The sequence below is a fragment of the Streptomyces sp. cf386 genome (assembly GCF_900103585.1).
GTDB lineage: Bacteria > Actinomycetota > Actinomycetes > Streptomycetales > Streptomycetaceae > Streptomyces.
In genome coordinates, this window is sequence record NZ_FNHV01000016.1 from 32,009 (window position 1) to 48,587 (window position 16,579).

General features: G+C 71.4%; 17 protein-coding genes and 1 pseudogene. 7 read left to right on the forward strand and 11 right to left on the reverse strand.

Annotation, left to right across the window (positions count from 1 at the left end; translation table 11 throughout):
- Positions 1-6: 6 nt before the first annotated feature.
- On the reverse strand, positions 7-675 hold the full coding sequence (locus tag BLU79_RS33935; RefSeq protein ID WP_093909817.1) for a DsbA family protein: 669 nt from the start codon (positions 673-675) through the stop codon (positions 7-9).
- Positions 672-2,627: a bifunctional copper resistance protein CopD/cytochrome c oxidase assembly protein gene (locus tag BLU79_RS33940; protein ID WP_093909818.1), complete on the reverse strand. Its 1,956-nt coding sequence runs from the start codon at positions 2,625-2,627 to the stop codon at positions 672-674. Before BLU79_RS33940 ends, BLU79_RS33935 begins: the two co-directional genes overlap by 4 nt.
- Before the next feature lie 26 nt (positions 2,628-2,653).
- Here BLU79_RS33940 and BLU79_RS33945 point away from each other — a divergent pair.
- A pseudogene (locus BLU79_RS33945) lies at positions 2,654-3,205 on the forward strand (cation transporter); the annotation flags it as partial.
- Positions 3,206-3,290: 85 nt separating this feature from the next.
- On the opposite strand, the gene BLU79_RS33950 reads toward BLU79_RS33945, so the two are convergent.
- Positions 3,291-3,950 carry a nucleoside deaminase gene (locus BLU79_RS33950; protein ID WP_256333568.1) on the reverse strand — a complete coding sequence of 220 codons (660 nt, stop codon included), beginning with the start codon at positions 3,948-3,950 and terminating at the stop codon, positions 3,291-3,293.
- A gap of 76 nt (positions 3,951-4,026) precedes the next feature.
- A complete protein-coding gene (locus BLU79_RS33955; protein ID WP_093909820.1) occupies positions 4,027-4,866 on the reverse strand; it encodes an NmrA family NAD(P)-binding protein in 840 nt (279 codons plus the stop codon).
- Between the two features lie 200 nt (positions 4,867-5,066).
- On the opposite strand from BLU79_RS33955, the gene BLU79_RS33960 reads away from it, so the two are divergent.
- Positions 5,067-5,480 (forward strand): aldehyde dehydrogenase family protein, encoded by a 414-nt coding sequence (locus BLU79_RS33960; RefSeq protein ID WP_256333569.1) that lies wholly within the window; start codon positions 5,067-5,069, stop codon positions 5,478-5,480.
- Positions 5,481-5,507: 27 nt separating this feature from the next.
- On the opposite strand, the gene BLU79_RS33965 is transcribed toward BLU79_RS33960, so the two are convergent.
- Positions 5,508-6,431, reverse strand: a complete 924-nt coding sequence (locus BLU79_RS33965) for an SDR family oxidoreductase (RefSeq protein ID WP_093909821.1) — start codon at positions 6,429-6,431, stop codon at positions 5,508-5,510.
- An 84-nt stretch (positions 6,432-6,515) separates the two neighbouring features.
- Between BLU79_RS33965 and BLU79_RS33970 the strand changes: the two genes are divergently transcribed.
- A complete protein-coding gene (locus BLU79_RS33970) occupies positions 6,516-7,109 on the forward strand; it encodes a TetR/AcrR family transcriptional regulator (protein ID WP_093909822.1) in 594 nt (197 codons plus the stop codon).
- A gap of 387 nt (positions 7,110-7,496) precedes the next feature.
- Here BLU79_RS33970 and BLU79_RS33975 read toward each other — a convergent pair whose 3' ends face one another.
- The 3 genes from BLU79_RS33975 to BLU79_RS33985 are packed head-to-tail and all read right to left on the reverse strand — an operon-like array spanning position 7,497 to position 11,159.
- Complete coding sequence (locus tag BLU79_RS33975) at positions 7,497-8,357, reverse strand: PaaX family transcriptional regulator (protein WP_256333570.1); 861 nt, start codon at positions 8,355-8,357, stop codon at positions 7,497-7,499.
- Positions 8,358-8,409: 52 nt separating this feature from the next.
- Positions 8,410-9,789 (reverse strand): alpha/beta hydrolase family protein, encoded by a 1,380-nt coding sequence (locus BLU79_RS33980; protein WP_093909823.1) that lies wholly within the window; start codon positions 9,787-9,789, stop codon positions 8,410-8,412.
- Positions 9,786-11,159 carry an MFS transporter gene (locus BLU79_RS33985; protein ID WP_093909824.1) on the reverse strand — a complete coding sequence of 458 codons (1,374 nt, stop codon included), beginning with the start codon at positions 11,157-11,159 and terminating at the stop codon, positions 9,786-9,788. The genes BLU79_RS33980 and BLU79_RS33985 overlap by 4 nt, the downstream gene beginning before the upstream one ends.
- A gap of 177 nt (positions 11,160-11,336) precedes the next feature.
- Here BLU79_RS33985 and BLU79_RS33990 point away from each other — a divergent pair, with 177 nt between their 5' ends.
- Together BLU79_RS33990 and BLU79_RS33995 are read left to right on the forward strand one after the other, a co-directional pair.
- On the forward strand, positions 11,337-11,891 hold the full coding sequence (locus tag BLU79_RS33990; protein WP_093909825.1) for a GNAT family N-acetyltransferase: 555 nt from the start codon (positions 11,337-11,339) through the stop codon (positions 11,889-11,891).
- Positions 11,892-11,983: 92 nt separating this feature from the next.
- Positions 11,984-12,802, forward strand: coding sequence for an alpha/beta fold hydrolase (locus BLU79_RS33995; protein WP_093909826.1), 819 nt, complete (start codon positions 11,984-11,986; stop codon positions 12,800-12,802).
- Here BLU79_RS33995 and BLU79_RS34000 read toward each other — a convergent pair.
- The 3 genes from BLU79_RS34000 to BLU79_RS34010 are packed head-to-tail and all read right to left on the reverse strand — an operon-like array spanning position 12,772 to position 14,740.
- Positions 12,772-13,383, reverse strand: coding sequence for an RraA family protein (locus BLU79_RS34000; RefSeq protein WP_093909827.1), 612 nt, complete (start codon positions 13,381-13,383; stop codon positions 12,772-12,774). The two genes, BLU79_RS33995 and BLU79_RS34000, sit on opposite strands and share 31 nt — an antisense overlap.
- Entirely contained in the window at positions 13,380-14,039 is a 660-nt protein-coding gene (locus BLU79_RS34005) for an RraA family protein (RefSeq protein ID WP_093909828.1), read from the reverse strand. Before BLU79_RS34005 ends, BLU79_RS34000 begins: the two co-directional genes overlap by 4 nt.
- Positions 14,036-14,740 carry an RraA family protein gene (locus BLU79_RS34010; protein ID WP_093909829.1) on the reverse strand — a complete coding sequence of 235 codons (705 nt, stop codon included), beginning with the start codon at positions 14,738-14,740 and terminating at the stop codon, positions 14,036-14,038. Before BLU79_RS34010 ends, BLU79_RS34005 begins: the two co-directional genes overlap by 4 nt.
- A gap of 74 nt (positions 14,741-14,814) precedes the next feature.
- Between BLU79_RS34010 and BLU79_RS34015 the strand changes: the two genes are divergently transcribed.
- Both BLU79_RS34015 and BLU79_RS34020 read left to right on the forward strand, forming a co-directional pair.
- Positions 14,815-15,717 (forward strand): LysR family transcriptional regulator, encoded by a 903-nt coding sequence (locus BLU79_RS34015; RefSeq protein WP_093909830.1) that lies wholly within the window; start codon positions 14,815-14,817, stop codon positions 15,715-15,717.
- Between the two features lie 34 nt (positions 15,718-15,751).
- Positions 15,752-16,498, forward strand: coding sequence for an SOS response-associated peptidase (locus tag BLU79_RS34020; protein WP_093909831.1), 747 nt, complete (start codon positions 15,752-15,754; stop codon positions 16,496-16,498).
- The last annotated feature ends 81 nt before the right edge of the window (positions 16,499-16,579 follow it).

The following is a 16,579-nucleotide window of genomic DNA, read 5'->3' on the forward strand; positions in this document are numbered from 1 at the left end:
GCCCCCTCATCCGGCCAGCCGGTCGTCGACGAGCGCCTTGAACGCCTCGTAGGAGCCGGGAATCCGGATCGGGGTTCCGTCGACGAAGAAGGTCGGGGTGCCCTGCACGCCCAGGCCGAGGCCGTCGCGCTGGTCGTCCTGGACGCGTGCGGCCACCTCGGGGTCGGCGAGGTCGGCGTCGAACCGGCTTAGGTCCAGGCCGAGTTCCTTCGCGAAGCCGCGGAAGACGGACTCCTTCGAGTCCTGCGACTCGCCCCACTCCTTCTGGGTGGTGAAGAGCTTGTTGTACATCTCCTCGAACTTGCCCTGGCGGGCGGCGGCTTCGGCCGTTCGGGCGGCGAGTTCGCCGTTGCGGTGGCCGGGCATGGGGAAGTAGCGGGCGACGAAGGTGACCCGGTCGCCGTACTCCTCGCGCAGCTTCTCCACGATCGGGTACATCGCCCCACAGCCCTCGCACTCGAAGTCGAGGAACTCGACGATGGTGAGCTCGCTCTTCTTCGGCTCGGTCAGGCGGTGGCTGGACTCCCGGACGGGCAGCGCCTCGACGGCCGGCTGTACGTCCAGGCCGCCGCGGTTGCGGTCGTCGGGGGAGAACAGCAGGTACGAGCCGAAGGCGGCGGCGAATCCGGCCACGACCACGGCGGCGACGATCAGGTTTCTCTGCAGCTTGTTCATGATTCCTCGGGGGTACGGGTGGGGGCGGGTCGCCGGTCGCGGGCGTGGAGTCCGGCCAGGTAGGCGTTGTAGGCGGCGAGCGGGTCGTTGTGGTCGCCGCGGTCGATCCGCCGGTCGATACGGCGGGCCTCGCGCTGGTCGGAGCGGACCCACTGGATGGCCAGGATGATCGTGGTGATCAGGACGGGGATGTCGCCGGTGGCCCAGGCGATCGCGCCGGCGTCGTACTGGTCGTCCATCGCCCGCTCGACCCACGGCCGGTCCAGCAGCGACCACCAGCCCTCGCCGATCAGCGCGGTGGAGCTCATCAGCGAGATGCTGAACCAGGAGTGGAACGGCATCGTCAGGATCAGCACGAACAGCCGGCCCAGGTGCGGCGGGCGGTGCGGGCCGGGGTCGATGCCGATGACCACCCAGAAGAACAGCAGGCCCACGGCGAGGAAGTGCACCAGCATGAACAGGTGCCCGAGGTGGCTGCGCATCAGCGTCTCGAACAGCGAGGTGTAGTAGACGACGAAGGCGCTGCCGATGAACAGCACGCTCGCCACCACCGGGTGGGAGAGGACCTTGACGTAGCGGCTGTGTAGCAGCTTCGTCAGCCACTCGCGCGGCCCGCCCGGCCCGCCCTTGGGGGCGGTGGGCAGGGTGCGCAGGGCGAGGGTGGCGGGGGCGCCCAGGACCAGCAGGATCGGCACCGTCATCGCGAGGATCATGTGCTGGCCCATGTGCACGCTGAACAGCACCTTGCCGTACACGTTGAGCCCGCTCATGGTGGCCAGCACGGTCACCGCCAGGCCCGCGAGCCATGAAACCGTCCGCCCGACCGGCCACTTGTCGCCCCGGGCGCGGAGCTTCCGTACGCCCGCCAGGTACAGCAGTGCCGCCGCGGCCGTACCGAAGGCGAACAGCGGGTCGAAGTGCCACCGGGTGAACAGCGGCGTCCACGGGAAGTCGCCGAGCGGTGGCGGCATGGCGAAGCCGAGGAGTTCCTCGGTGGGGGCGAGCGCGGCGTCTCCTGAGCCGGGTGCCGGGGTGCGGGCGAGTCCGACGGCGAGGCCCATCGCGGCCGCCATGAGCAGGAGTTCGCCGGCCGCGAGCCGCACGAACGCACGCGGCCTGCCCCCGTTCAGGGCGGGCAGGGTCCGCCGCCGGTGCCACCGGCCGATGCCGCCGAGCACGACGAGCGCCGCTGTCTTGGCGAGCACCATCAGCCCGTATCGGCTGCCGAACACCTCGCCCACGGTCGGGAACCGGACCGCCGCGTTGACGAACCCACTGGCCGCGACCGCGATCAGCGCCCAGCCGGCGAGCGGACCGAACCGCCGGACCGCGGTCACCGCATCCGGCTCTCGGCGCGCGGCCGCCACGAGAACGAAGACCAGCCCGCCGACCCACACGGCCACACCCACCAGGTGCAGGGCGAGACTGGTGACCGCCGCGTCGTGGTTGCCCGCCGCCGAGGAGTGCCCGGTGAACGCGGGCGGCAGCAGCCCCGCGAGCGCGACCAGCAAAGCCAGGCGCGCCCACCACGCCGTGCCGATTCCCACGCAAAGGGTCGCGACAACTGCTGCGGCAGCCGCCATCAGGGCGTACGCGCGACCCTGGGCATCAGTGGTGACGAAGTCGGCCACCACGGCGGCGGACGCCACCTCGCCGACCGGCTGGGCGAACAGGTCCGACAGCGTGAGGACGAGGGTCACGGCCGATGCGGCGGCCCACAGACCCGCCCCGACCGCGGCCCAGGTGAGATAGCGCAGTTGGGTCGGGCCGAGCTTCCTGCCGCCGGGCAGCAGCACGGCGACGAGCAGCAGCGCGCCGATGGCGGCCACGGCGGACGCGTCCACGACCGTACGGGCCACCGGCAGGCCCCAGGTGGTGAGCGCCCCGGCATCCGGGATACCCGGGACCTTGACCGCCGCGCCGCCACCGGCCCGCACGGCGACCGCCGTCACCGCGACCGCGACGGCGAGCGAGGCGCATCGAGGTCTCCTCCGCGGCAGCCGTCGCCTGGCAGTTCTCCGCCACCGACCACGCCGTCCGCGAAGCCCGCGAGAAGACCGCCCTGCGCATCATCGCGCTGTCTTTCTTCGCCCTCGCCGCCTACGTCACCGTCGACTCGGTCCGCGCCCTCGCCGGCACCGGCGAAGCCCGGCACTCCACGCCCGGCATCGTCCTCGCCGCGCTCTCCCTCGCCGTCATGCCGTTCCTGTCCGCCGCCCAGCGTCGCGCCGGCAGTGAACTCGGCTCCGCCTCCGCCGTGGCCGACTCCAAGCAGACGCTGCTGTGCACCTACCTGTCGGCCGTCGTCCTGGTCGGCCTGCTCGCCAACTCCCTGTTCGGCTGGAACTGGGCGGATCCGATCGCTGTCCTGGTCATCGCCGCCGTAGCGGTCAAGGAGGGGCGCGAGGCGCGGCGCGGGGACAGCTGCTGTGCCGTCCCCATCGGTGGGATGGCGGCAGCGGAGGGTGAGCAGAGCGACGGCTGTGGCTGCTGCACGCCCGCCGAGGAGAGGGGGGTGGACGCCCGATGACCGGCTGGGCATGGGCGGCCCTGGCGCAGTAGGGGTCGTCGCCTAACACCTACAACCGGCTGGGCGGGCATCGAGGTCAACTACGTCACGTCGGCTTCGGCGCGTCCGGGTCCTTCCGGCGCAGTCGTTGTGCCTCCTCGAAGAGGCTGTTGGTGTGGTCGGCCAGCACGCCGCCCAGTAGCAACTCCGGGTGGTAGAAGGACCGCGCGGAGGCCGCCACCTCCCGTGCGGGCAGGTCGATCTGGATGATGTCGGTGCGGCGGATCTCGTCGATCGAGCTTGCCCAGACGACGCGCCGCAGATCGGCCCATGCCATCGCACTCATGCACATCGAGCAGGGCTCACCCGTGGTGTAGAGGGTGGTGTCGGCCCAGCCCTGGTTGCCGTGCCGGCGTACGTAGTCGTTCATGGCGACCACCTCGCCGTGCAGCATCGGGTTCTCCGCCCCGGTGTTGACGCCCCACCCCAGGACCTCACCGGTGCGGGTGCCGACGATCACCGCGCCGAACGGCCACTTGGGGTTCCTTCGGGCCTGTTCGACGGCCAGCCACATGAATCGCTCGTGACGGGCGAGGGCGCCGGCGCCCTCGCCCGTCCGCAGGTCCGTCGCGATGGTCGCACCGGCGCCGGGGTCCGGGCGGGCGTGGCTCGCCTGGGCTGTGTGGCGATGGAGCGCGACGGGAGCCACCACTCCCGCCACCACGGCTCCCCACCTGCCGAGCAACTGACGCCTGCCCGAATCCATCGCATCTCCTCCCTTGACGCCGACGACTCCGCAGAGTATCCGAGCCATTGCAAGGAGCCTCTGTTTCAAGCCGGAATCACGGGATCCTGAAGGCGTCCACATGCTCCCCGGCCCACTGGCCGAAAGTGCGGGCCGGTCGGCCGGTGACCTTCTCCACGGTGTCGACCACCGTGCGGCCCACCTCGGGGGTGTTGCCGTACGCCTCGAGGAGGAAGCCGATCACGTCCTCCGGGTGGCCCGCCGCCTGCCACTGCTCGACGGCCTGTTCCTCGGTCAGCTCGACCAGGGCGATCTCCCGGCCCCGGGCGGCGGCGATCGTCGCCACCTTGTCGGCGACGGTGAGCAGTTCGGGTCCGGTGATCACATACTCCTGGCCCCCGTGCCCCTCCTCGGTGAGTGCGACCGCGGCGACGGCGCCGATGTCGCCCTCGTGGACCATGGCGCTCAGCCGGGAGACGAACGGCTCGCGCACCTCACCCGAGGTCACGACCCCGTCCGCCCACTCCAGGGCGTTCGCCATGAACTCGACCGGCATGAGGACGGTCCAGTCCACACGGTCGTCCGCCCGCACGGCGTCCTCCAGCAGGGACGGCCCGCCGCCGTGCAGCACGGTCACCCGGCGCACGCCGGCCGCGTGGGCCAGCTCAAGGATCCGCGGGCCCGACTCCAGCGGGGCGAAGTAAGGGCCGCCGAAGGTGATCAGGTGGAGGCCGGTGATGCCGTCCAGGGCCGGGATCAGGCTGTCGGGTTCGGTCAGGTCGCCCTGGACCACCTCGACGCCGGCCGGGAGATCGGCCTTCGCCGCGTCCCGGGTGAGGGCACGGACCGCATGGCCGCGAGCGAGCAGCTCGGCGGTGATCTGGCGGCCGACGGTTCCGGTGGCGCCGGTTACGAGGATCTTCTGTGTCTGGGTCATGGCACGACGGTAGGGAGACTTGCGGTCAGCTTCTGTCCGCAAGTCCGGCAGGCAGGCTCAGGCCCGTCCTCCCGGGACATCCAGTCAAGGGCAGTGCTGTATACAGAGATCGGTCAGTCCCTGAGTCCCTGTATACAGGAGTGAATACATAGCGAATACAGCACCAGGCCAACCCAACCCGCCTGTGCGCGAGGAGCCTCATGCCCTACACCGTCGGCGCCAGTCTCCTGGCCGGAGGCACACCGCTTCCGGGCGACGGCTACTTCTATCGGCCGACCGTCCTCGTCGACACCGGTCCGGGCATGCCCGCCTTCGACGAGGAGACCTTCGGCCCGCTGGCCGCCATCGCCGTCGCCCAGGACGACGAGGACGCCGTACGCCTCGCGAACGCCACCGCGTACGGACTGGGCCTGAGCATATGGACGGCCGACCCCGGCCGAGGCCTCGCCCTCGCTCGCCGGGTCACCAGCGGAGCGGCCTTCGTCAACGCGATCGTGGCCTCCGACCCACGCCTGCCCTTCGGTGGCACCAAGCGCAGCGGCTACGGCCGTGAACTCGCCGCCGCCGGCATCCGCGAATTCACCAACACGCGTACGTACTGGGTCGCCACCTGACACGACGGTCCGCGTCCCGGGGGTTGGTCAGGGGGTAGCGGCAGGGGTGCGGAAATAGTGGCCCTTGTCCAGGTCTTCGAGGAGGCCGGGCTCGGTCGGCCGCCAGTCGAGCAGTTCGCGGGTCAGGGCGCTCGACGCCGGGGTGTCGAGTCCGAGGAAGCCGGTCAGCCAGGTGAAGTGTTCGGCAGCGGCCTCGGGAGCCACGGAGGTGACCGGCAGGCCGAGGTGGCGGCCTATCACTTCGGCGACGTCACGGATCGCGACGCCTTCCTCCGCGACGCCGTGCAGCACCGTTCCGGCGGGAGCCTTCTCGACCGCGAGGCGGAACAGCCGTGCGGCGTCGAGGCGGTGGAGGGCCGGCCAGCGGTTGGCACCGTCGTGGAGATGGCCGGAGACATGCCGGGCGCGGGCGATGGCGACGAGGGTCGCCATGAACCCGTTGTCTCCTTCGCCGTGGCAGGTCGGAGCGAGTCGCACCACGGCTGAGCGCACTCCGCGCTCGGCGAGTGCGAGGGCCGCTGTGGCGGTGGCCGAGCGGATGGAGGTCGGTGAGCCGTCGGCGGTGGGCATGTCCCGCTCGGTCGACAACTGCCCCGGCTTCAGGCCGATCAGGCCGGAGGCGAGGACGAAGGGGCGGTCGGTGCCGGCCAGCGCGTCGCCGAAGGTGTCGACGGCGCCGCGGTCGGCCTCGGCGGCGCCCCGGTAGTCGCCGGTGAAGGCGAGGTCGTGCTTGAAGGCGAGGTGGACCACCCCATCCGACGCGGCGGCGGTGCTGCCGAGGACGTCGAGGTCGTCGACGGTGCCGCGGACCACTGCGGCGCCGGCGGTGGCGAGGGCGGCGGCGGAGGCGTCGGAGCGGGCGAGCCCCACGACCTGGTGACCCGCGTCGATGAGTTCGGGAACGAGAGCGGAGCCGATCCAGCCGGACGCGCCGGTCACGAAGATGCGCATGGGAGAGCCCCAAACTGTCGATGTCAGTGACTGTCATCGACGTTAACATGTGATGTCAGTGACTGTCATCGCTAGGATCTGCGCATGGGTAGATGGGAGCCGAACGCGCGTGAACGTCTGGCGAAAGCGGCGTTGGAGCTCTACAGCGAGCGCGGCTACGAGCAGACGACGGTCGCCGAGATCGCCAAACGGGCCGGCCTCACCGAACGGACCTTCTTCCGGCACTACGCCGACAAGCGCGAGGTGCTGTTCGACGGCTCGGGCGCGTTGCAGGAACTGTTTGTGAACGCCGTCGCCGAGGCCCCGGAGTCCGCGGCGCCGATCGACGCGACGGCGGCGGGGCTGGAGGCGGTCTCCGCGGTGTTCGACGGTCGCCGCGAACACTCACGGCAGCGGCATGCCGTCATCACGGCGAACGCGGAACTCCATGAGCGCGAACTGATCAAGCTCGCCTCCCTGTCGGCCGCGCTGGCCGACGCCCTGCGCCGACGCGGCGTCACGGAACCGGCCGCCGAGCTGACCGCCGAGGCCGGGGTCGCCGTCTTCAAGGTCGGCTTCGAGCGGTGGATCGCGGCGGCCGAGGCGCGCACCCTGTCGCAGGTGATGCGGGAATCACTGGAGGAGCTCAAGGCCGTGACGGCGGGCGGCCAGGGGGCGAAGGTGCGGTCAGGGTTGTGAGACGGCGGCGACAGGGCCTGTGGACAGGCACTTTGGAGCCGCGCACGCCCGAATCGCCCGATGAAGTGATTTGAACGGCCTGTCGTTGACCGGTGTGCGGCCCCCTCGCGATGGTGGATCCACTCGACCAAGGGGGAACACCATGGGGGCCAACTTCAACGCGGGTGGATCCTGGACGCTCTTCCAGAGCAACAGGGTCAACGCCGCACTCAACCTGACCCACAACGGCGACGGACCTGGTCGGACGGCAAGCGAGGGCGATACCAGGGCCGCCGCGGCGCCGACCACAAGTTGTCCGGCGACACCTTCAACGTCTTCAACCCCGGTGACCACTCGACCTGGGCCACGCAGAAGGAGTTCTAGCCCGCCCGAGAGGTTCCGGCTCGCCTAGCGCAAGCGGGTGGTCTCCAGCAGTTCGCGGGCCATCCCTTGCGCGGGCCGCGCGGTCTGGTCGGCGACACGGCGGAAGGTCTCCCGGGCGGGGCGGGCCGGCCAGTCGGGGGGCAGGTGCCGGGCGGGCAGCCGGGGGTCCGTGCGGATGGTCCAGAGCCATTCGCTGACCAGCCGCAGACGGGTGCCGATCGGGTCGTCTCCGGATCCGGCGTCGAGGTGAGCGGTCCAGCGCTTGTCGAAGGTGACGTAGCGGGCGGCGATGCTCTCCAGGTCCCAGGTGTCGCGGACCATGTGCTCGATGTCGGTGGCCTCGTCCGCCCGGGCATGGAAGATCTTGACGTGGGCGGCCAGCCCGAGTTCCGAGACGATGGCGGCGACGTCCACGTTACCCGGAGCGATCCACAGCCCGCTGTACAGCGCGCCGAACCCGGACCAGGTGAGCCGGGAGCGCAGATCGTGGCGCTGGCGTTTCCAGGAGTCGGGGAGGGAGAAGCCGAGCAGCGTCCAGGAGCCGTCCCAGTCGTCGTTGACCGCGCCCCGCTGCCAGATGCGGGTACGGCCGTCCTGGAGGACGCGCGTCGCCTGCGGGGTCAGACCGAAGAACATCTTGCGGCCCTCGCGCTGGCGCATCAGCAGGCCGCGGTTGACCATCCGGGTGAGGGTGGAGCGTACGGCCTGTTCACCGATGCCGACCCGGCCGAGCACGTCGATGATGCTGCCCGAGTACACGCACAGGTCGCCCTCCTCCAGGACGTGATTGCCGAAGAAGGCGAGCATGAGCGACTGGGGGCGCTGCTGCGGGCCCTCCGAGCTGTCCTGGGTGTCCTGGGTGTCCAGGATGTCGTCGTCCTCCACGGAGGCAAGCGTACGACCGCCCGCCGAGGACACGGCAGGCGGTCGTACGGCTTCACCGGCCGTCGGCAGGGTGGGCAAGGTCGTACGGACGCGGGTACGGGGTGGGGCGGTACGGCACATAGCGGGCCGGCGTGGTCGGATCGGCCTTCGTGGCACGGAAGGTGAGGGACGCCGGGTCGGTGCCGGTCCACCTGCCGGTGGTGAGGCGGTCCTCCAAGGTGTGCAGGGCGGCGAGCTGTTCGGCGGGACTGAAGGTGCAGTGGCCGGCGTTGTCGGTGTACGCCTGCCGCAGCTCGGACCCCGACCTGGCGGCCGTGACCGCCCGTTTCAGGGCGCTCTCCGTCTGGACGGGGACGAGGGCGTCGCCGATGGTGTGGACGGAGAGCTGAGGCTTGGTCAGCCTGCCGGTGAAGGTGCTAGTGCGGCTCATCCATGCCAGGGCGGCCGGGTCGGCGCTGATGCGCGGGGCGCGGTTGAGGGTGGCGAGGTCGGCGCGCAGGGACAGACCGGCCTTCTTGTAGAGCTCGGTGACCTCCTTGCGGACCGAGGACCGGCCGAGCAGCTTCGCGTAGTCGACACCGGTGTTCCAGGACGGGTTGCCGCCCGCCCGGACCTCGGACTCCTGCCGCCGGTTGAAGGCGGCGATCTTCAGCAGTCCCTTGACGGCCTCGTACTGGTTGGCCTGCTGGGCGTCCCAGTCGGTCGCGGCGGGCCGGGGCTGCGTGGGCTGGTTCCAGCCGGGGATGTTGTGCAGGGCCGCGGCCAGCGCGATGCGGGCCCGCCCCTCGGCAGTGGTCTGCGCCGAGTCCACCGCGGCGGTCAGGGTGTTCGCCGCCGCGTCGGCTGCCGTCTGGTCCGCGATGTTCACCAGCGGGACGTCGGAGTCCGGTGCGAGGAGCGTCTTGAGGGCGAAGACGGGGTCGAGCGTGTTGTTCCAGTTGGCGACGCCGCCCTGGACCAGGCCGCACAGGGAGATCGAACCGTCGATGCGGTCGGGGTGGCGCTCGGCGATGGCGGTGGTGACGAATCCGCCGTACGACCGTCCCCAGGCGATGGTGCGGGAGGCCGCACCGAAGCGTTCGGTGAACGCCGACAGGGTGGCGAGCTGGTCGGGCACCGCGTCCGTCACCGCCCAGCCGGTGGTGGCGTAGGAGGAACCGATGAGGGCGTAACCACGCTGCAGGAGGAGGGCCTTCGTGGCGTCGTCCGGGGCGTTCTGGGCGGGGTTGGCCGGGCCGGACGCGTAGCCGTGGCTGAAGAGCAGGACCGTGCCGTTCCAGTTGGCGGGCACGTCCATCAAGTAGGTGGCGCCCGAGGGGAGTCGGCCGTCCACGTGGGTGGTGTCCGCGGCGGCGGCCGAGGCGGGGAGCGCGGTGACCGCGAGCAGGAGGGCGGCCACCAACGAGGTGCGGGCGCGGGTGCCGGTCGTCATGCGGTGATCTCCTCCGTGTGGGGAGCGGTGGGGACTTCCGCGGCGGCGCCGGAGAGGGACGTACGACTGGTCTCGCGTACGAACCACACGGTCAGCGCGGTGATGAGCGAACCGCCGCACAGCAGCAGGGCGACGGGGGTGCTGTTGCCGCTGCCGGCGACCAGGCTTCCGGCGATCACGGGGGAGAAGCCGGCGCCGACGAGCGTGGCGCCCTGGTAGCCGAGGGAGGCGCCGGTGTAGCGGACCCGGGTGCCGAACATCTCGCTGAACAGGGCGCCCAGCGGCGCGTACATCAGGGACTGGGCGATGCCGTGGCCGAGGACGACGGCCAGGATCAGCGCGCCCTGCGACTTCGAGTCGACGAGCGAGAGGACCGGGAAGGCGGTGGCCGCCGACAGGAGGGCTCCGGCGAGGACGATCGGGCGGCGGCCGACGCGGTCGGAGAGCGCCGAGGCGCACGGCAGCACGACCAGGGCGACCGCGGCGGAGACCGTGAGCGCGGTGAGCACCTGCGGGCGGGGGTAGCCGATGCCGGTGGCGTACGCGATGAGGTAACTGGTCAGCAGGGACTGGGCGGTGAAGGCGCCGATGCCGACACAGCAGGCCAGCAGGACGGGACGCGGGCGGCGCAGCACGTCGAGGATCGGCAGGCGCGCCTCGCCGCGGTCCTTCTTCACCTCGGCGAAGAGCGGGCTCTCCACCACCTTGAGCCGGACGAAGAGCCCGACACCGAGCAGGACGACGCTGAGCAGGAACGGTACGCGCCAGCCCCAGGCCGTGAACTGGTCCTTGGGGAGGGTGGACACGAGGGCGACGACGGCCGCGGAGATCAGGGAGCCGAGTGGGGCTCCCATCTGCGTGAAGCTGGACCACAGCCCGCGCCGCCGCTCCCCGGCGTGCTCGACGACCATCAGGGTCGCGCCGCCCCACTCACCGCCGATGGCGATGCCCTGGACGACACGCAGGGTGATCAGCAGGACCGGTGCCCAGACGCCGATCGTGTCGTACGTGGGCAGCAGGCCGATGAGGAAACTGGCGCCGCCCATCAGGCCCATGGTGAGCAGCAGCATGGACTTGCGGCCGAGCCGGTCACCGAAGTGCCCGAAGACGATGCCGCCGAGCGGCCGGGCGACATAGCCGGCGGCGAAGGTGCCGAACGCGGCGATGGTGCCGACGGCCGGATCGGCGCCGGGGAAGAACAGCTCGCCGAAGACGAGGGCGGCGACGGTGCCGTAGACGAGGAAGTCGTAGAACTCCACGGCGGTGCCGAGCAGCCCGGAGAGGGCGACGCGGCGCAGCCGGCGGGTGTGCTCGGGGTTCGGGGACGGTGCGGGTGCCGGTGACGGGGATGCGGCGGGGGACGGGGGCATCGCGGTCTCCCATGACAGGGGGAAGGACACCGCGAAGGTAGGCTCTGTGGTTACTGCCGTCAATAAAGTGCACAACATTGACGGGGTGCAGCCGGTGATCCGTGGTGGCGCGGGGCTCCGCGGCTTGTCCCGCGGAATCCGGTGGCGCAACGCAGCCCCGGCGTCAAGAATCGCCCGATGCGTGAAGCGAGGCTCTCCGACGGGATCATCGTTCTGTCGCCGCTGCACCCGGACGACTCCGAGGCGCATCTCGCGGGGGAGGACGAGGCGCTGGTTCGCTGGCTCAGTGGCGGCCCCGGCACACGCGAAGGCGTCGACGCCTACATCCGCCACTGCCAGGAACAGTGGGACACCGGTGGGCCGCTCCGTGCATTCGGCATCCGGGTCGGCGCCGACGAGCAGCTCGCGGGGACGATCGACCTGCGGTTCACCGCGGAGGGGCTGGCCCCCGGTCAGGTGAATGTCGCCTACGGCCTGTATCCGTCCTGGCGGGGGCGTGGCCTGGCCACCCGCGCGGTCCTCCTGGTCTCCCGGTACGCGGCAAGTGAGGGTGGCAAGGAGGCGGTGATCCGGGTGGAGCCGGAGAACGCCGCATCCGTCGCGGTCGCCCGGCGGGCGGGGTTCAGCCCCGGCAGGCGGGCACACGACGGGGAGGGGACAAGGCTCGACTGGTACATCCGGGACCTGCGCATCGACACGACCCGCGAAGCCGTGCCCCGCCCGACCCCATAAGGCGCAGCACCTATCGCCAAGACGCAGTCCGTATCACTGAAAGTCCGGATCAGACTTTGAGTCTATGGACGCCGTCTGGTGGACTCGACGGCATGGCAGTCACCAACGAACGCCTTGACCTGCGGGTCGACGGCGTGGATCTCGGCATCGCGATGGTCCGCCGGGACGGCGAGGGCGTCCCCGTCGTCCTCCTGCACGGGTTCGGCTCGACCAAGGAGGACTACGCCGACATCGCGCTGCACCCGGCGTTCGCCGGGCGTCCGTTCCTCGCCTACGACGCGCCCGGTTGCGGAGAGACGACCTGCGGGGACCTGGCGCGGATCTCGATCCCGTTCCTGGTGCGAACCGCCCGGGCCGTGCTGACCCGGCACGGCATCGAGCGGTGCCACCTCGTCGGGCACTCCATGGGCGGTCTGACCGCACTGCTGCTGGCGGATCGGGAACCCGACCGGTTCCTGAGCTTCGTGGACATCGAGGGCAACCTGTCCCCGGAGGACTGCTTCCTGAGTCGGCAGATCGTCACCCATCCCTCGGACGACCCCGAGCACTTCGTGGCGGACTTCACCGAACGGGTGCGCCGGTCACCGCAGTTCTCCAGTGCCCTGTACGCGGCGAGCGTGCGCCACAAGGTCCGTCCCGGTGCCGTGCGCGGCATCTTCGAGTCGATGGTCGACCTGTCCGACCACGGCGACCTGATGACGAAGTTCCTGTCGCTGCCCTTCCCGCGCATGTTCCTGTACGGCGAGCAGAACTCCACCCTGTCGTATCTGACCAAACTCGCCGCGAACGACGTCGAGTTGGCGGCGATCCCGCACAGCGGCCACTGGCCGATGTACTCCAACGCCGTGGCGCTGTGGGAACGGATCGCCGACTTCATCTCTCAAGTGCCGGGCCCCACCGAGAGGTTGTAGTACTCCAGCGTCGTCACACCCGTACGGATCGCATCGAGGGCGCGCAGCTCCGCGGCGACCCGGGCGTCGGCCCGGTCGAGGGTCTCCTCCACGGCGTCGGCGGGCACGACCACCGCCCCGTCCGCGTCGCCGACCACGAGATCTCCGGGCCGTACGACCACACCCCCCACGCGCACCGGGACAGCGAACCGTCCTGGATGCTCCTTGCCGGTGCCGACCACGGTGACATGGCGGGCGAAAACCGGGAAGCCCAGCTCCGCCTGCTCGGCGACGTCCCGTACGCCACCGTCCACGACCAGGCCGAGGATGCCCCGCTGCTGCGCGGCGACGGCGAGGATCTCGCCCCAGTGGCCGTGCCGGGCGCCCTGGAGGTCCGCGACGAGGACGCTGCCCGCCGGGGCCGCGGCCACGGCGCGGTGCAGGGCGAGGTTGTCGCCGCCGATGCCGTGCACGGTGAACGCCGGACCGGCCACCCGCGCCCCCGGCCAGGCGGCGCGCAGCGCAGGGTCGCAGACCTGGGCGGCCGAGGCGGACGCCTCGTAGAGGGTGGCGGTGCTGTGGCCGCGGGCTGCGTCCGTCATGTCCGGCTCCTGGTCTGGAGGGAGTGGTACCCGAAGCTCTCGCGGGCCGCGCGCAGGGTGCTGCCGGTGCGGGCGGCGGCGACGATGCCGGCCTCGACGCGTTCGATATGTTCGGCGGTCTCGGCGATCCGCTCGGCCTCGACGGCGGGTACGACCACCGCGCCGTCGGCATCCGCGCACACGACGGCGTCGGGCCGGATCTCGATACCGGACACCGTCACCGGCTCGCCAACGGCGACCAGGCGCACCCGGTCCTTGCCGGTGCGCATGAACCGGCCGCGGCTGAACAGCGGATAGCTCTGGGCCAGGGACGCCGACACGTCCCGGCAGACCCCGTTGACGACCGTGCCGGCGATGCCGCGGTGCGCCGCGACCTCCGTCATGATGCCGCCCCAGACGGTGACGTCCGTACGGCCGCCGTTGTCGACGACGACCACCGCACCCGGCGGTACGTCGTCGAGGAAGTCGCCGACCGTGCCGGTGCCGGACTCGTCGACGGGGGCGTAGCGGACGGTGAAGGCCGGGCCCACCGCGCGGAAGTCGTTCGCCAGCGGGGCGATGCCGTGCAGGGCACCCTCGATCCCGGAACGGTCCAGGGCGTCGGAGAGCGCGGCAGTCGGCAGCGCCCGCAGCCGTGCGAGAAGGTCGGTCGTCACCGTGTCTCCGTTCCGGCCAGGCGCGCGTCCCGCATCGCGACCGGGAGGGGGACTCCGGCGCGTACGTCGGCCTCGATGGCCGCCTCCCGGTCGGCCAGGCGCCGGGCGGCATCGAGGACCTCGTCGGCGCGCTCGCGGGGTACCACCACGACCCCGCCCTCGTCCGCCAGCACCACGTCCCCCTGCACGACCGTCACGCCACCCAGTGACACCGGCTCGCCGGCCGACGTCTGCCGTAGCCGGCCCCGCGCGGTCACCGGCACCCGGCCACGCGCGAACACCGGGAAACCGAGCGCGCGCGCCTGCCCCACATCCCGGCACGCCCCGTCCGTGACGACCCCGCGCACCCCGCGCACCGAGGCGCCGACGCTGACGATTCCGCCCCAGGACGACACATCCGTACGGCCGCCGTTCGCGACGACGACCACATCCTCGGGGCCGGCCTCGGCGATCGCGCCGGTGAGGATGTGGGGGCCGCCGTGACGGTCGGTCAGCGGCGCGGGTCCGCCGGGCGGTGGGTCGAGTGCGCCCGTCAGGGGCTCCAGTTGGACGGTCCGGGCGAACCCGGCCACCTTCGGCGTCCCCCACATCGGCCGCAGCCCGCCCTGTCCGGGTGACAGCCCGCAGGCGTCGAGGGCGTCGGACACGGTCGCGCTGTCCAGGGCCGCGAACTGGGCCAACAAGGAAGTTCCAGCTGTCATGCCCCTCAGTGAAACAACCCTGATCCATATACTGAAGGTCTGATTTCCTCTGCGATTCATAGGGAGAGCGACTGATGATCGAAGTCCGCCAGGCCCGCTACTTCCTCGCTGTCGCGGAGACCCTCCACTTCGGCCGGGCGGCCGAGCAGCTCGGCATGTCCCAGCCGCCCCTCAGCCAGGCGATCCTCCAGCTGGAACGGCAGCTGGGCGTACGGCTCTTCGACCGCAGCGAACGCCGGGTCAGGCTCACCGCGACCGGCCGCACCTTCGCCGAAGAGTGCCGCAAGCTGGTGGCGGCGGCCCGGCACGCCCACGAGGTGGCGGCCCAGACGGAGGCCGGACTGGTGGGCGCGCTGCGGATCGGCGTGGTGACCTCGGCCCTCGGCGAGCCCCTGCTGGGCACGCTGGCCGCCTTCCGGCACGGCCGCCCGCGCGTCGACGTGCACCTCACGGAGGTCGACACGGGGGAGGGGCAGCAGGCCCTCGCCCGGCGCGAGATCGACATCGCCGTGATCCGGCCCAGCGCACCGGTCCGCGGGCTGCGCGCACAGCCCTGGCGGCACGACGAGTTCGTCATCGCCCTGCCCGCACAGCACCCCCTCGCCGGGGACACCGCCGACCCGGTCGACCTCGCCCGTTTCGCGGACGAGCCCTGGGTCTGGCTCCGGCGCGAAGCTTCACCCGACTACCACGACCACCTCATGGCGACCTGCCGCCGAGCGGGCTTCACCCCCGACGCCCGCCACATCGCCAACTCCATCCTGACCCAACTGGCCATGGTCTCCTGCGGCCTGGGCGTCACCCTCGTACCTAACGTCGCCGTCCGCTCCATCCAGGGCCCGCTCACCCATCGTCCCCTCACGGACCTCGCCGACATCGTCGAACTGTCCCTGGTCACCCGGGCCGGTACGCACGAGCCCCTGGTGGAGGAGTTCCTCCGCCACGCCACGGAGCACCGGCGGGAGACCCGCTCGTGAGGACCGACGCACCGCGCCGTGGCACAGTGGCCGTATGTGCGGCCGCTACGCCTCCACCCGCAGCCCCGCGGACCTCGCCCAGATGTTCCAGGTCACCGACTGGCATCCGGAGGAGACCCTGGCGCCGAGCTGGAACGTGGCCCCGACCGACGAGGTGTGGGCCGTCCTGGAGCGCACCGCGCGCGATGCCGACGAGGACGCGCCGGCGCACCGCAGGCTACGGCCGTTGCGATGGGGCCTGGTGCCCTCGTGGGCGAAGGACGCGAAGATCGGCGCGCGGTTGATCAACGCGCGCGTGGAGACCGTCCACGAGAAGCCCGCCTTCCGGAGCGCGTTCGTCAAACGCCGCTGCCTGCTGCCCGCCGACGGCTTCTACGAGTGGGAGGCGGTCAAGGACGGCAAGACGGGCAAGTCCCGCAAGCAGCCGTACTACATCCACCCGGAGGACGGGCAGGTGATGGCCCTCGCCGGGCTGTACGAGTACTGGCGTGATCCGGAGATCAGGGATGCGGACGACCCCGCCGCGTGGCTGTTGACCTGCACGATCATCACCACCGAGGCCACCGACGCGGCCGGCCGCATCCACCCCCGCATGCCCCTCGCGCTCACCCCGGACCACTACGACGCCTGGCTCGACCCCCGGCACCAGAGCACCGACGACCTGCGCACCCTGCTCACCCCGCCGGCAGACGGCCACCTGGACGCCCGGCCCGTCTCTCCCGCCGTCAACAGCGTCCGGAACGACGGCCCCGAGCTGCTGGACGAGGTCGCCGCCCCCTGACCTCGCGGAAGGTGAGTTCTCGGTAAGGGTTGCCCCGGCGGACGACCGGAAGACGCTCCTGACAGTCATTTTCATCTAGCG